Genomic DNA, 14,329 nt, shown 5'->3' with positions numbered 1-14,329 from the left:
AGCCCGAGCTGCTCCGGGCGGTCAGGCTTGATCCCTGTGCAGCTCGGGCTCCGGCGGAAAACCTGACCTGGTCCAGCCTTTCGGCGGACCCCTTCCGGCTTTGTGGCTTTCTCGGACAGTTGACTGGACCCTGGGCGACAATTCCCCTGAAACGGTCACTTCAGGGGGTCTGGGTATGCCGCATTTTCCGGTCAACCATCCGGCACGGCCGCTCTACCGGGTCCTCTCCGGGCTGATCGGCGTCTACATCCTGGTCTTCGGCGTGTGGGGCGTCGCCGAGACGATCGGGGACCCGCTCTTCGCTCGTAACAGCACCTGGGCCCTCGGGCTCCGGACCAACCTGGCCTTCTCGCTGGCCTCGGTGATCTTCGGGGTCGTCCTGATCATCGGGGCCTCGCGGCGTACCAACCTCGGCCACTACATGAACCTCACGGCGGGCGTGGTGTTCCTGGTGACCAGCATCCTGATGATGTCGGTGCTGCAGACCGGAGGGAACTTTCTCAACTTCTCGATGTCGACAGTGATCGTGTCGATGCTGTTCGGCCTGATCCTGCTCGGCACCGGCCTCTACGACAAGGTCGGCCCACCGGAATCCGCCGAGGCGGAGTTGGAGCACCGTAAGCACCCGGTGGCCGACGTGCACCGCCGCTGATCGGGGTCAGTTGCGCCGCGCGGTGATCAGCGTCGGCTTGGCCTCCAGGTGCGACAACCCGTTCCAGGCCAGGTTGACGAGGTGCGCCGCCACCGTCTCCTTGCGCGGCTTACGCACCTCCAACCACCAGCGACCGGTCAACGCCACCATGCCGACAAGCGCCTGCGAGTACAACTCGGCGAGCTTCGGGTCGTACCCGCGGCTCTTGTACTCGGCGCCCAGGATGTGCTCGACCTGGTGCGCCACGTCGTTCATGACGCTGCTGAAGGTGGCCGTGCCGGACATCAGCGGCGACTCGCGGACCAGCACCCGGAAACCGCTGGTCTCCTCCTCGATGTAGGTCAGCAGGGCGAGCGCCGCCTGTTCCAGGAGCTCCCGCGGATGCCCGGCGGTCAACGCCGTGGTGATCCGGTCGAGTAGGGCCCGGACCTCCCGGTCCACCACCACCGCGTAGAGCCCTTCCTTGCCACCGAAGTGCTCGTACACCACCGGCTTGGAGACCTTGGCGCGGGCCGCCACCTCCTCGATGGATGTGGCGTCGAAACCGCGTTCCGCGAAGAGTTGCCGGCCGGTCGCGATCAACTGTTCCCGGCGTTGGGCCGCCGACATGCGGATCCGGGAGGGAGGTTTGGCTTTCGGTGCCGCCGTCGGCGTCGTCCGTCGGCCGCCGACAGCTGCCGCCGGCTCGTCGCTGACCTCAGGCATGTTGCCGCCTCGCTGGCGCTCGGTGACGCCCTGCCGTGGAATGGTTCCTCCGCTGTGCCCGTTCACGTCGTCGCCTAACTGTCGGGCGGTTCGACCGCCCTGACGCGCCGTTCGACCGTACCCGGATCGGGCTCGGCTCCCGCCGGCCGAGCCGCCTGGTGCCCCCGCATGGCTCGGTCACCCGGCCATCCTGCCAGGCGGCATCCTCTGGCACCGCCCGGTTTCAGCGGGGTGCGACCGGCTTCACCAGCTTGGCGGCGAGGCGCTCGGGCTTTGGCCAGCGCACCTGTGTTGCCGCGCCGGTCTTCTCGAACAACCAGATCACCCGGGCGGAGATGTCCACCTGACCGCGCAGCACGCCGTGCCGGGCGCTGGTGGGGTCGGCGTGGTGCAGGTTGTGCCAGCTCTCGCCGAACGACAGGATCGCCAGCGGCCAGAAGTTCGACGCGCGGTCGCCCTGGCGCATCGCGAACGGACGCTCACCGTAGACGTGGCACACCGAATTGATCGCCCAGGTGACGTGGTGCAGGAGGCCGATCCGGACCAGCCCGGCCCAGAAGAACGCGGTCAGCGCGCCCTGCCAGGACCAGGTCACCAGGCCGCCGATCAGCGCCGGGCCGAGCAGCGAGATGGCCACCAGCGCGGGGAAGAGTCGGTCGACCCGGCTGATGTCCCGGTCGGCGATGAGGTCCGGTGCGAAACGCGCGCGGTTGGACAGCTCCCGGCGGAAGAGCCAGCCCACGTGTGCGTGGAACAGGCCCCGGGTCAACGCCCAGAAGCTGGTGCCGAAGCGCCACGGCGAGTGCGGGTCACCCTCCAGGTCGGAGAACGCGTGGTGGCGCCGGTGGTCGGCGACCCACTGAATGATCTCGCCCTGTACCGCCAGCGAACCCGCGACCGCCAGAGTCACCCGCAGCCACCGCTTGGCCTTGAAAGAGCCGTGCGTGAAGTAGCGGTGGAAGCCGACGGTGATGCCGAGCCCGGAGACGACGTACCAGACGAGGCCGATGATCACGTCGGTCCAGCCGAGCCAGCCGCCCCACGCCACCGGAACGGCGACCAGCAGAGCGACGAAGGGGATCACCACGAAAGCCCAGAGGGCGGCCAGGATGCCGGGGGACTGGCTGCCGTCGGTGAGCGGCTTGGGGCCGGTTCCGGCGGTGTTGGGATCGAGTACAGCAGTGGACATGGGACCTCGCAGGGGGATGGTAGCGATCACTAAGTTACGCCTACGTCACCGTAACTTACGGCACCGTAGATCGCATCTGGAAGTTTGAAATCGCCTTCGCGTAACTGTATGAAGTCGCAGGTCAAACGGTCCGGTCGCGGAGACCCGACCAACCCGGTCCGAGGGTGGCCGAGGTGCGGGCCGACCACTCCCTGGACCGTTCACGGCATCGACCGCTCGCCGTGCGGTGGGATGAGCGCTGGCGCCCGACGGCCGGGGCGCTAAGGTGTAGCGGCGAGGTGTCCATCCCTCGTGCGACGTGCTCGCGTCGGTGATCGGCCGTGGTGTAATTGGCAACACCCGGGTCTTTGGTACCCGTATTTCAGGTTCGAACCCTGGCGGCCGAGCTGCCCACCTGCGTCCGTTTTGGGGCCCGGTGGGGGTAAGAGGGAAACGTGCCGGGCCTCGCGGCTAGCATGGCCGCGAGAGTGTCCGCCGTCCGACGGGAGCCACGTCGTGCCCCAGCCCCACCTCCGTACCGTCGTCGTGCTTGCCGCCGGTGAGGGCAAGCGGATGAAGTCGACACTGCCCAAGGTGCTGCACCCCCTGCTCGGCCGGACGCTCCTCGGTCACGTGCTGAGCGCCGCCGCCCCGTTGGGCGCTGACCGCACCGTCGTCGTGGTGGGGCACGGCGCCGACCAGGTGCGGGCGCACCTGTCCGAGATCGCCCCGGACGCCACTCCGGTGCTCCAGGCCGAGCAGCTCGGCACCGGGCATGCCGTACGGATCGCGCTGGAGGCCGTACCGGAAGGTGCCGGCACCGTCGTGGTGATCAACGGTGACGTGCCCCTGCTGCGGCCGGAGACGGTGGGCGCGCTGGTGACCGCGCACGAGGAGGCCGCCGCGGCGGCCACGGTGCTGGCCGCCGAGGTGCCCGACCCGACCGGCCTCGGGCGGATCGTCAGGGACGCCGACGGGCGCCTGGAGCAGATCGTCGAGGAGCGCGACGCCGACCCGACGCAGCGCGCGATCCGGGAGATCAACGCCGGCATCTACGCGTTCGACGCGGTGCGGCTGCGCGAGGCGCTGGGCAAGCTCTCCACCGACAATGACCAGGGCGAGGAGTACCTGACCGACGTCTTCGGTCTGCTCCGTTCCGCCGGCGAGCCGGTGGCGGTGCACGTCGCCGTGGACCACGTCGAGACGTTGGGCTGCAACGACCGGGTGGAGCTGGCCACGCTGCGGCGGCTGCTGCGCGACCGGATCAACGAGGCGTGGATGCGCACCGGGGTGAGCCTGCTCGACCCCGCCACCACCTGGATCGACGTGACGGTCGCGCTGGACCGGGACGCGGTGATCGACCAGAACACCCAGTTGCGCGGCGGCACGGTGATCGGCGCGGGCGCGCTGATCGGGCCGGACGTCACCCTGATCGACACGATCGTCGGCCCCGCCGCGTCGGTGATCCGCAGCCACGCCGTCGGCGCCGAGGTGGGCGCGGGCGCGACCGTCGGGCCGTACGCGTACCTGCGGCCGGCCGCCCAGCTGGCCGAGAAGGCGAAGATCGGCACGTTCGTCGAGGTGAAGAACTCGCAGATCGGCGCTGGCGCGAAGGTGCCGCACCTGACGTACGTCGGCGACGCGACGATCGGCGAGCAGACCAACATCGGCGCCGCGTCCGTCTTCGTGAACTACGACGGGGTCAACAAGCACCGCACGGTCATCGGCAGCCACGCGCGGACCGGTGCGGACAACATGTTCGTGGCGCCGGTCGAGGTGGGCGACGGGGCGTACACGGCGGCTGGTTCGGTGATCGTCGACGACGTGCCGGCCGGGGCGATGGGCGTCGCCCGGGCGCGCCAGCGCAACATCGAGGGCTGGGTCGTCAAGCGACGCGCCGGCACTGCCGCGGCGGAGGCGGCGCAGCGGGCCCGCGACGCGAAGGGTGCGGCCGGTACGACTGGTGTTGCAAGCCACAGTGAGGCAATCCACGGGGCGACCGAGACGGTGGGCGGCGCATCCGGCGCGGGAGATACTGCAACCGAATAGTCCCCGACCCACCACCACCGGGTCGGGTACCGCCGACATAACGGGAGCAGACGGGCCCATGGGCAGCATCGTCGCCGAAAACCGCAAAAGCCTGATGCTCTTTTCCGGACGTGGCTTTCCGGAGTTGGCCAAGGAGATCGGCGAGGTGCTCGGCGTCGCGCCGACGCCCGCCGACGCGTACGAGTTCGCCAACGGCGAGATCTTCGTACGGTTCAAGGACTCGGTACGTGGTTCGGACGCCTTCGTGGTCCAGTCCGTCACGCACGGGGTGAACACCTGGGTCATGGAGACCCTGATCATGGTGGACGCGCTGAAGCGGGGGTCGGCCAAGCGGATCACCGTGGTGCTGCCGTTCTACCCGTACGCCCGCCAGGACAAGAAGCACCGTGGTCGGGAACCGATCTCGGCCCGCCTGGTGGCGGACCTGCTGAAGACCGCCGGCGCGAACCGCATCCTCACCGTCGACCTGCACACCGCGCAGATCCAGGGCTTCTTCGACGGCCCGGTGGACCACCTCTTCGCGATGGACATCCTCGCCGAGTACGTGGAGCACAAGTACGCCGGACGGCCGATGACGGTGGTGGCACCGGATTCGGGGCGGGTGCGGGTGGCCGAGCGGTGGACCGACCGGTTGGGCGGGTGCCCGCTGGCGTTCATCCACAAGACCCGTGACCCGATGAAGCCGAACCAGGTCGTGGCGAACCGGGTCGTCGGCGAGGTGGAAGGCCGGGTCTGCCTGATCGTCGACGACATGATCGACACCGGTGGCACCATCGCCAAGGCCGCGGACATCCTCAAGGAGTCGGGCGCGGCGGAGATCGTTGTCGCGTCCACCCACGCGCTGCTGTCCGACCCGGCCACCGAGCGGCTCAAGAACAGCTCGATCAGCGAGATCGTGGTGACGAACACCCTGCCGCTCCCGCCGGAGAAGCAACTGGACAAGCTCACCGTGCTGTCGATCGCGCCGCTGCTGGCGCGGGCGATCCGCGAGGTCTTCGACGACGGTTCGGTGACCACCCTCTTCGGTGGCCTGAGCTGAGCCTGAGCCCCGCCCCCCACTCGGCGTGCCGGTGGGGGGCGGGGCTGTCAAACTGGTGGAAACGGGGCCGGCACGCTGGTGGGAACGCCACCGACGCGCCGGTCTTGAGCCGTGATCGGGGACTGCCGGAAACCCTGGAAACAGCTCGGGTAGACTGGTGCGGTTGCCACGGCGAGGGTGCCCGGCGGGCCGCTGAAAAGCGCCGCACGGAGGCACCGTCATCGACGCGGTGCTCCGGGCAGTCGTTCATGACGCATGAGCCCCAGCGAGCCCCTCGCCCAGCACCGTTAGACGACAAGCCGCCGCAGCGAAAAGCATCAGGAGTTTCCCCGTGTCCGAGGTAAAGATCAGCGCCGAGCCCCGTACCGAGTTCGGCAAGGGTGGTGCCCGCCGTACCCGCCGGGCCGGCAAGGTGCCCGCCGTGCTGTACGGCCACGGCGAGAAGCCGAAGCACATCGCGCTGCCGTCGCGGGAGTTCGCCGCCGCGATCCGCAAGGGCGGTGCCAACCAGCTCTTCGCGATCGACATCACCGACGGCACCCAGGTGCTGGCGCTGCCGAAGGCGATCCAGCGTGACCCGATCCGCGACACCTTCGATCACGTCGACCTGATCCTGGTCCGTCGGGGCGAGAAGGTCACCGTCGAGGTCCCGGTCCAGCTGACCGGCGAGGCCGCCCGGGACACCCTGATCGTGCACGACCACGACACCCTGTCGGTGACCGCGGACGCCACCAAGGTTCCGGACCACCTCGAGGCGTCGATCGAGGGCATGGAGGCGGGCACCCAGGTGACCGCCGGCGATGTCACGCTGCCGGCCGGCGTCGAGCTGGCCGCCGACTCGGATCTGACCGTCGCGTCGGTGACCGCCGCCCCGACCGCCGAGCAGCTCGAGGCGACGCTGCCCGACGTCGAGGTTGCCACCGACGAGGCCGAGGCCGAGGTCGGCGAGACCACCGAGGGCTCCGAGGGCGCGGACGAGGCCCCGGCCGAGGGCGCCGAGACGACCGAGGCGCGCACCGAGGCCTGATCGGTTCGTACTGTGCGACAGGCGTCCCCGGATGTTCGGGGGCGCCTGTCGGCATATCGGGAGTCGCTGCGTTGGGCGTCGGAGAGGACGGGTCGTGACAGACGAGGCGGGGCCGTGGCTGGTGGTCGGCCTGGGCAACCCGGGCCGGGAGTACGCCGGCAACCGGCACAACGTCGGGTTCATGGTGGCGGAACTGCTGGCCGGGCGGGTGGGTGCGCGTTTCGGCCGGCACAAGCGGGCGGTGGCCGAGGTGGCCGAGGCGCGGCTGGGGTTCGGTGGGCCGAAGCTGGTGCTGGTCAAGCCACTGACGTACATGAACCTGTCCGGCGGGCCGGTCGCTGCCCTGGCCCAGTTCTACAAGGTGCCGCCCGCGCAGGTGATCGCGGTGCATGACGAGCTGGACATCGACTTCGGTCAGGTGCGGGTCAAGTTCGGCGGCGGCGAGGGCGGGCACAACGGCCTGCGCTCGATGTCGAAGTCGTTGGGGACCAAGGACTACGCCCGGGTGCGGTTCGGCGTCGGCCGACCGCCGGGGCGGCAGGATCCGGCGGATTACGTGCTGTCGGATTTTGGCGCGGCCGAGCGCAAGGAGTTGGATTTCCTGGTGGACCGGGCCGCCGACGTGGTGGAGTCGGTGATCGTCAAGGGCGTGGAGCCGACCCAGAACCTCTACCACGGCGGCTGAGCCGGGCGGGGCGTACCCGAATCGGAAACGGCGGGCCGGTAGTCTGCGCCTTTCAGCGTGCCGCGACCGGCGACGCGAGTCGCGGCGGATCGGCCCGTGCGGGCAGCGCGGCGAGGCGACGGGAGCGGACAGATGAGCAGTCCTCCGATGATCGATGGCGCGTTCGCCCGATGGTTGGCGTCCCGGGCCGGGCAGGCGCTGCTCGACCTGCGCACGGAGATGGGTTTCGCCGACGGCGGTGCGCTGAAGTCGGCCGGGGACAAGGTGTCGCACGACCTGATCCGCACGGAGTTGGCGAAGTGGCGTCCGGGTGACGCGGTGCTCTCCGAGGAGGACGAGGGGTCGCGGTTGGCCTGGGCCGCGGAGGTGAACACCGGAGCGGTGTCCCGGCTGAACGCGGACCGGGTGTGGATCATCGACCCGTTGGACGGCACCCGGGAGTTCTCCGAGGAGGGCCGCTCGGACTGGGCGGTGCACGTGGCGCTCTGGGCGCGCAACGCGCCGAGCCCGCACGGGCTCGTCGCCGGGGCGGTGGGGTTGCCGGCGCAGCACCGGGTGCTGGGCACCGACTACCCGCCGGCGTACCCGCCGATGACCGTGGAGGCGGCGACGGCCGGCGAGCGGAAGATCCGCCTGGCCGCGAGCCGGAGCCGTCCGCCGGTCTTCCTGACCGATCTGGCCGAGGACGTCGGGGCGCACCTGGTGCCGATGGGCTCGGCCGGCGCGAAAATCGCCGCAGTGGTCACCGGCGAGGTGGACGCGTACATCCACGCAGGTGGGCAGTACGAGTGGGACTCGGCGGCCCCGATCGCTGTGGCGACGGCCACCGGACTGCACGCTTCCCGGATCGACGGTTCTGCGCTGAAATACAACGAGGCGGATCCGCGGCTGCCCGACCTCCTGGTCTGCCGCAAGGATCTCGCCACCCGGTTGCTTGCAGCGCTGCAGAAACATTCCGGGTAGCCTGAGCGCACTTTCTTGACATGTCCGACCGGAAAGGTCTGGAAATCGGATGAGCGAGCGAATCGAGCCGGTGTCATGACCACCCCCGCGGCGTACCAGGTCTCCCACCTGGACGCCTTGGAAGCGGAGAGCATCTTCGTGATGCGCGAGGTGGTCGCCGAGATGGAACGCCCGGTGATGCTCTTCTCCGGTGGCAAGGACTCGATCGTCATGCTGCGGCTCGCGCAGAAGGCGTTCGCCCCCGCCAACATCCCCTTCCCGGTGATGCACGTCGACACCGGGCACAACTTCCCCGAGGTCCTGGAATACCGCGACCAACGGGTCGCCGAGCTGGGGTTGCAACTCGTGGTGGCGAGCGTGCCGGAGGCCCTGGCCAGCGGCATGGTCCGGGAGTCCGGTGACGGCATGCGCAACCGGATCCAGACACCGGTGCTGCTGGACGCGGTGGAGAAGCACCGCTTCGACGCGCTGTTCGGTGGCGCCCGCCGGGACGAGGAGAAGGCCCGGGCGAAGGAGCGGGTGTTCAGCTTCCGCGACGAGTTCGGTCAGTGGGACCCGAAGAACCAGCGGCCGGAGCTGTGGTCGCTGTACAACGGCCGGCACCACCCGGGCGAGTCGATCCGGGTCTTCCCGCTGTCCAACTGGACCGAGCTGGACGTGTGGCACTACATCGCCCGGGAACGCATCCCGCTGCCGTCGATCTACTACGCGCACGAGCGCGAGGTGATCGAACGGGACGGCATGTTCTACGCCGTCAACGAGTTCTTCCGCCCCCGCGCGGGTGAGGAGCGGTTCAAGGCACAGGTGCGCTACCGCACCGTCGGCGACGCCTCCTGCACCGCCGCGGTCCGCTCCGACGCGGACACCGTGGAGAAGGTCATCGAGGAGGTGGCGGCCACCCGGATCACCGAGCGCGGCGCCACCCGTGGTGACGACCGGGTCAGCGAGGCCGCCATGGAGGACCGCAAGCGGGAGGGCTACTTCTGATGAGTACCGAGATCGTGGCCGCCGCGAGCGCGGACGCGCGGGCTGTTGCCGGCGCCGGGCCGGAGGCCCGGCCGATGGACCTGCTGCGGTTCGCCACCGCCGGCAGCGTGGACGACGGGAAGTCGACCCTGATCGGGCGGCTGCTCTACGACACCAAGTCGCTCTTCACCGACCAGTTGGCCGCCGTGGAGGCGGTCAGCGCGGCCCGCGGTGACGAATACACCAACCTGGCGTTGCTCACCGACGGTCTGCGTGCCGAGCGGGAGCAGGGCATCACCATCGACGTGGCGTACCGGTACTTCGCCACCCCCCGGCGCAAGTTCATCATCGCCGACACCCCGGGCCACATCCAGTACACCCGCAACATGGTCACCGGCGCTTCGACGGCGGACCTGGCGTTGATCCTGGTGGACGCGCGTAAGGGCCTCGTCGAGCAGTCCCGCCGGCACGCGTTCCTCTGCTCGCTGCTGCGGGTGCCGCACCTGGTCCTCTGTGTCAACAAGATGGACCTCGTCGACTGGTCGCAGGAGGTCTACGAGCGGATCGCCGACGAGTTCACCGCCTTCGCGGCGAAGCTCGACGTACCGGACCTGACAGTGGTGCCGGTCTCCGCGTTGCGCGGCGACAACATCGTCACCCGGTCGGACAACATGCCCTGGTACGAGGGCCCGTCGCTGCTGCACCACCTGGAGCGGGTGCACATCGCCAGCGACCGCAACCTGGTCGACGTCCGGTTCCCGGTGCAGTACGTGATCCGCCCGCAGTCCACCACTGTCACCGACTACCGCGGCTACGCCGGCCAGGTCGCCTCCGGCGTGCTGAAGCCGGGCGACGAGGTGATGGTGCTGCCCTCCGGCTTCACCAGCCGGATCGCCGCCGTGGAGACCGCCGACGGGCCGGTCGCGGAGGCGTTCCCGCCGATGTCGGTGACGGTACGACTGGCCGACGAGATCGACATCTCGCGGGGTGACCTGATCTGCCGGCCGAACAACGCGCCGGCGGTGGCCCAGGACATCGAGGCGATGGTCTGCTGGATGGACGAGACTGCCCCGCTACGGGTCGGTGGCCGGTACGCGATCAAGCACACCACCCGGTCGGCGCGGGCAATCGTGCGCGGGTTGCACTACCGGCTGGACATCAACTCCCTGCACCGCGACGAGTCCGCCGACGAACTGCGGCTCAACGAGATCGGTCGGGTGCGACTGCGCACGACGGTGCCGCTGCTGGCCGACGAGTACCGCCGTAACCGCACCACCGGCGGCTTCGTCATCATCGACGAGGCGACCAACCGCACGGTAGGCGCCGCCATGATCGTCGAAGCGAGCTAATCCCAACCCGCGCCGCAACCGCCGCCGCCCGCCCCGCGCCCCCGCCCCCCGCGCACCCCGCCCCGCCTGAGGCGGGTGATCAAGAGGTTCGCGTCAGGATCCGGGCTCGAATTGACGCAAACCTCTTGATCACCGCCGGCCCCGGGTGGGGTGGGGTGGGGGTGGGTGGGGTGGGTGGGGTGGGGTTAGGGCAGGCGGGTGGCGCCGGGGGAGGGGAGGACCGTCACGGTGCCGGGGGCGGTGAAACCTCGTTGCGCGTACGCGTCGGACACGGCAGCGGCTACCGCGTCGGCACTGTCTGCCTCGATCAGCGCGAGTACGCAGCCGCCGAAGCCGCCGCCGGTCATCCGGGCACCCAGCGCGCCGGCTGCCAACGCTGCCTCGACCGCGGTGTCGATCTCCGGGACGGTGATTTCGAAGTCGTCGCGCATCGAGACGTGGGAGGCGGTCAGCAGCGGGCCGATGTCGCGGACCCGGGCAGCGCGGAGCAACGCCACCGTGTCCAGTACGCGCTGGTCCTCGGTCACCACGTGCCGGACCCGTCGCCGGGTCTCCTCGTCGTCGAGCCGTGCCAGCGCGGCGTCGAGCTGGTCGATGCTCACGTCCCGCAGCGCTGTGACACCGAGCGCGTTAGCCCCGGCCTCGCAGGAGCGACGGCGGGCCGCGTACTCCCCGTCGGCGTGGCGGTGCGGCGCACGGCTGTCGATGACCAGCACAGCCAGCCCGTCGGCGTCGAGGTCGAACGGGATGTGCTCGACCGACTCGTCCCGACAGTCCAGGAAGAGGGCGTGCCCGGCGCGGCAGCGGATCGCCGCGGACTGGTCCATGATGCCGGTCGGCGCGCCCACGTAGACGTTCTCCGCCCGTTGCGCCAGCCGGGGTTGCAGTTCCGGGGCGAGCTCCAGCTCGCCGAGGTCGAGCAGGGCGGCCAGCACTGCGGACTCCAGCGCGGCCGAGGAGGAGAGCCCGGCGCCCAGCGGCACGTCGGAGGCGATCGCCAGCCGGGCGCCGGGCACCGGGTGACCGGCCTCGCGTAGCGCCCAGACCACACCCGCGACGTACGCGCCCCAGCCGGAGACGCGACCCGGCTCGGCGACGTCCTCCGCGCCGAAGGTGATCGACTCGCCGGAGAGTTCGGACCAGACCGTCCAGTGCTCGCCGTCCTGCCGGTCGGCGGCGACGACCGTGCGCATCGGCAGGGCGAAGGGCAGCACGAAGCCTTCGTTGTAGTCGGTGTGCTCACCGATCAGGTTGACCCGCCCAGGGGCGGCCCAGCGGCCGGTGGCCTGGGCACCGAACTGCGCGGAGAAGCCGGCCGCGGCCCGCTCGGCGACATCACTGCTCGGGTGGGTCATGACTGGCCCAGGATGTGCGTGCGGTAGAACGCCCAGGCATCCCCGACCATGTCGTGCAGGGTCGGCTTCTGCGGCACCCAGCCCAGCTCGTCGCGGGCCAGTGCGGAGGATGCGACCAACTCGGCCGGGTCGCCCTCGCGGCGCGGCGCGACCTCGACGGGCAGTTGGTGCCCGGTGATTTCACGCACCACGTCGACGACCTGGCGGTTGGTGAAGCCGTTGCCGTTGCCCAGGTTGTAGATCCGGTGCTGACCGCCGGTGGCCGCGTCCAGCGCCAGCAGATGCGCGCGGGCCAGGTCGGCAACGTGGATGTAGTCGCGGACGCAGGTGCCGTCCACTGTGGGGTAGTCGTCACCGAAGAGCTGGAGCTTGTCCCGCCGGCCGGCGGCGACGTCCAGTGCGATCGGGATCAGGTGCGTCTCCGGGTCGTGTCGCTCGCCGAGGGTGATGTCGCCGTCGAGGTGGGCGCCGGCCACGTTGAAGTAGCGCAGCGACACGGCGGCCAGCCCGTGCGCGATCGCCTCGGAGGTGAGTGCCATGTCGGCGGCGAGTTTGGTGGCGCCGTACGTGTTGGTGGGTGCCTTGACCGCGTTTTCGGTGATGGGCAGCTCGGTGGGGTTGCCGTAGACGGCGGCGGTGGAGGAGAAGACCATCCGGGGCACCCCGGCGGCCCGGACCGCGTCGATCAGGGCGAGCGTGCCGATGGTGTTGTTCTGCCAGTACAGCTCCGGCTTGACCATCGACTCGCCGGCGGCGATCAGGGCGGCGAAGTGCAGCACCCCGTCGAAGCCGGCGTCCGCGGTGATGACCTGTGCAGCGTCGTGGATGGACGCCTCCACGTGGGTGGCGTCCGGGGCGAGGGCCTCGCGGTGGCCGGTACGCAGATCGTCCAGGATGACCACCTGGTGACCCGCGTCGAGCAGCATCCGGGTCACCACGCTCCCGATGAAGCCGGCGCCCCCGGTGACGAGCAGTTTCACGTCGTTGCCTCCTGCCTGGCCCGCCCGGGACGTGGCCCTTCGGTGATCACACTAGGGCGGTGGCCGGCGCTCTCGCCGTCGCCACCGCCAACCCCATTCCATCATAATCTCTCATGATTAAACAGAGCCGAACATCTCTCCGCCGCTCCGCGCGATCCCCGGTGCGGTGGGCCCACGGTGTCTACCATCTCTGTCATGCGGGAAGCGGCCCGTACCGGGCTCCGGCGAAACGCGCGGGCACACCCCCGCCGCGCCCCTGGCCCGCTCGCCCGGGGCGTCGCCCGGGTGCTGGTTCGCGCCGCGGATGGCGCCACCCGACTCGTCACCGACCTGCTCGGGACCGGTCCGACGGCCGGTCGGGAACACATCTCCGAGGCCGATCTGCGGGACCTTGTCGCGGCGAACACGGTGCTCGACCCGGACGAGCGACGGATCATCGACGAGGTCCTGGTGGCCGGTGCCAGTCTGATCCGCGAGGTGATGATGCCGCGCACCGAGGTGGTCTTCCTCCCGGCACGGATGACAATCGTCGAAGCCGCCCGACTGGTCCGCGCCGAAACCCACACCCGTTACCCGGTCACCGACGGCACGCACGACGACGTGGTCGGCTTCGTGCACCTCCGTGACGTACTGCTGCGCCCGGACGCCGACCCGTGCGTCACCGTCGGGGAGTTGGCCCGGGAGGTGAAGCGACTCCCGGACAGCAAACGGGTGCTCGCCGCGCTGACCGAGATGCGCCGGGAGGGCCAGCACCTCGCTGTGGTGGTCGACGAGTACGGCGGCACGGCCGGGATCGTCACGCTGGAGGACCTCATCGAGGAGTTCTTCGGCGAGATCCACGACGAGTACGACGCCACCCCGGACCCGGAGCGTGCCGGCCTGCCCGCCGTGGTGGATGGCCGCCTCAACCTCGCTGACTTCGCCGAGCGGACCGGGGTGGCCCTCCCCGCCGGACCGTACGAGACGGTGGGCGGGTTCGTCATGGCCGCGCTGGGCCGGCTCCCGGTGACCGGTGACGAGGTGCCGGTGCCGGGTGAGCCCGCCGAGGTCGGCGCACCCGATCCGGCCGAGCTGCCGGCCGGCTGGCTGCTGCGGGTGCTCACGTTGGACGGCCGCCGGGTGGCCCAACTCGCCGTCTCCGCCGCCCGCAGCGCCGACCAGCGCCGAGAGCAGGGCGCCGGCAAGCGCCTTGAGTACGACGCCGCGTCGGCCTCGGCGGGCGGCCCCGAGCCGGCTCGGGAGGCGGTGACGGGGCAGCACCGCCGGGTGACGGTCGGGCCGACGCGCCGGGTCGGCGCTGGCGAACCACGCGAGGTCAGCACCCCGGCACCGGCGGGCCGGAGCCGACCCGCCGGCCCGTCATGACGGACCGGGTTGCTTGCTGACAGAAT

At 70.3% G+C, this 14,329-nt stretch carries 13 protein-coding genes and 1 tRNA gene; 10 read left to right on the top strand and 4 right to left on the bottom strand.

Annotated features, from left to right (window positions below; translation table 11 throughout):
* Positions 1-175 precede the first annotated feature (175 nt).
* Complete coding sequence (locus AB0B68_RS30865) at positions 176-652, top strand: DUF4383 domain-containing protein (protein ID WP_357199912.1); 477 nt, start codon at positions 176-178, stop codon at positions 650-652.
* A gap of 6 nt (positions 653-658) precedes the next feature.
* Here AB0B68_RS30865 and AB0B68_RS30860 read toward each other — a convergent pair whose 3' ends face one another.
* Complete coding sequence (locus AB0B68_RS30860; RefSeq protein WP_357199915.1) at positions 659-1,357, bottom strand: TetR/AcrR family transcriptional regulator; 699 nt, start codon at positions 1,355-1,357, stop codon at positions 659-661.
* Between the two features lie 223 nt (positions 1,358-1,580).
* The gene (locus AB0B68_RS30855; protein ID WP_357264440.1) at positions 1,581-2,546 is read right to left on the bottom strand and encodes an acyl-CoA desaturase; all 966 of its coding nucleotides are present in this window, start codon (positions 2,544-2,546) and stop codon (positions 1,581-1,583) included.
* Positions 2,547-2,860: 314 nt separating this feature from the next.
* On the opposite strand from AB0B68_RS30855, the gene AB0B68_RS30850 reads away from it, so the two are divergent.
* The 8 genes from AB0B68_RS30850 (at position 2,861) to AB0B68_RS30815 (ending at position 10,603) form a co-directional block, all read left to right on the top strand.
* Positions 2,861-2,932 (top strand) — tRNA-Gln (locus AB0B68_RS30850).
* 109 nt (positions 2,933-3,041) lie between these two features.
* Entirely contained in the window at positions 3,042-4,574 is a 1,533-nt protein-coding gene (gene glmU, locus AB0B68_RS30845) for a bifunctional UDP-N-acetylglucosamine diphosphorylase/glucosamine-1-phosphate N-acetyltransferase GlmU (RefSeq protein WP_357199919.1), read from the top strand.
* 58 nt (positions 4,575-4,632) lie between these two features.
* Positions 4,633-5,613, top strand: coding sequence for a ribose-phosphate diphosphokinase (locus AB0B68_RS30840; RefSeq protein ID WP_030329105.1), 981 nt, complete (start codon positions 4,633-4,635; stop codon positions 5,611-5,613).
* A gap of 331 nt (positions 5,614-5,944) precedes the next feature.
* On the top strand, positions 5,945-6,640 hold the full coding sequence (locus AB0B68_RS30835; protein WP_357264437.1) for a 50S ribosomal protein L25/general stress protein Ctc: 696 nt from the start codon (positions 5,945-5,947) through the stop codon (positions 6,638-6,640).
* Positions 6,641-6,734: 94 nt separating this feature from the next.
* Positions 6,735-7,325, top strand: coding sequence for an aminoacyl-tRNA hydrolase (gene pth, locus AB0B68_RS30830; RefSeq protein ID WP_357199925.1), 591 nt, complete (start codon positions 6,735-6,737; stop codon positions 7,323-7,325).
* Between the two features lie 132 nt (positions 7,326-7,457).
* Positions 7,458-8,288 (top strand): 3'(2'),5'-bisphosphate nucleotidase CysQ, encoded by an 831-nt coding sequence (locus AB0B68_RS30825; protein WP_357199928.1) that lies wholly within the window; start codon positions 7,458-7,460, stop codon positions 8,286-8,288.
* A gap of 75 nt (positions 8,289-8,363) precedes the next feature.
* A complete protein-coding gene (gene cysD / locus AB0B68_RS30820; protein ID WP_124862940.1) occupies positions 8,364-9,275 on the top strand; it encodes a sulfate adenylyltransferase subunit CysD in 912 nt (303 codons plus the stop codon).
* Between the two features lie 74 nt (positions 9,276-9,349).
* Complete coding sequence (locus tag AB0B68_RS30815; RefSeq protein ID WP_355010213.1) at positions 9,350-10,603, top strand: GTP-binding protein; 1,254 nt, start codon at positions 9,350-9,352, stop codon at positions 10,601-10,603.
* Positions 10,604-10,788: 185 nt separating this feature from the next.
* Here the strand turns inward: AB0B68_RS30815 and galK are convergent, their stop codons facing one another.
* Together galK and galE are read right to left on the bottom strand one after the other, a co-directional pair.
* Positions 10,789-11,958 carry a galactokinase gene (gene galK, locus AB0B68_RS30810; protein ID WP_357199934.1) on the bottom strand — a complete coding sequence of 390 codons (1,170 nt, stop codon included), beginning with the start codon at positions 11,956-11,958 and terminating at the stop codon, positions 10,789-10,791.
* Positions 11,955-12,938 carry a UDP-glucose 4-epimerase GalE gene (galE, locus tag AB0B68_RS30805; protein ID WP_357264434.1) on the bottom strand — a complete coding sequence of 328 codons (984 nt, stop codon included), beginning with the start codon at positions 12,936-12,938 and terminating at the stop codon, positions 11,955-11,957. The genes galK and galE overlap by 4 nt, the downstream gene beginning before the upstream one ends.
* A gap of 195 nt (positions 12,939-13,133) precedes the next feature.
* Between galE and AB0B68_RS30800 the strand changes: the two genes are divergently transcribed.
* Entirely contained in the window at positions 13,134-14,303 is a 1,170-nt protein-coding gene (locus tag AB0B68_RS30800) for a hemolysin family protein (RefSeq protein ID WP_357199939.1), read from the top strand.
* Positions 14,304-14,329 lie beyond the last annotated feature (26 nt).

It is taken from the genome of Micromonospora sp. NPDC049049, from assembly GCF_040649115.1.
GTDB lineage: Bacteria > Actinomycetota > Actinomycetes > Mycobacteriales > Micromonosporaceae > Micromonospora.
This window is presented reverse-complemented; position numbering and strand designations above follow the sequence as displayed.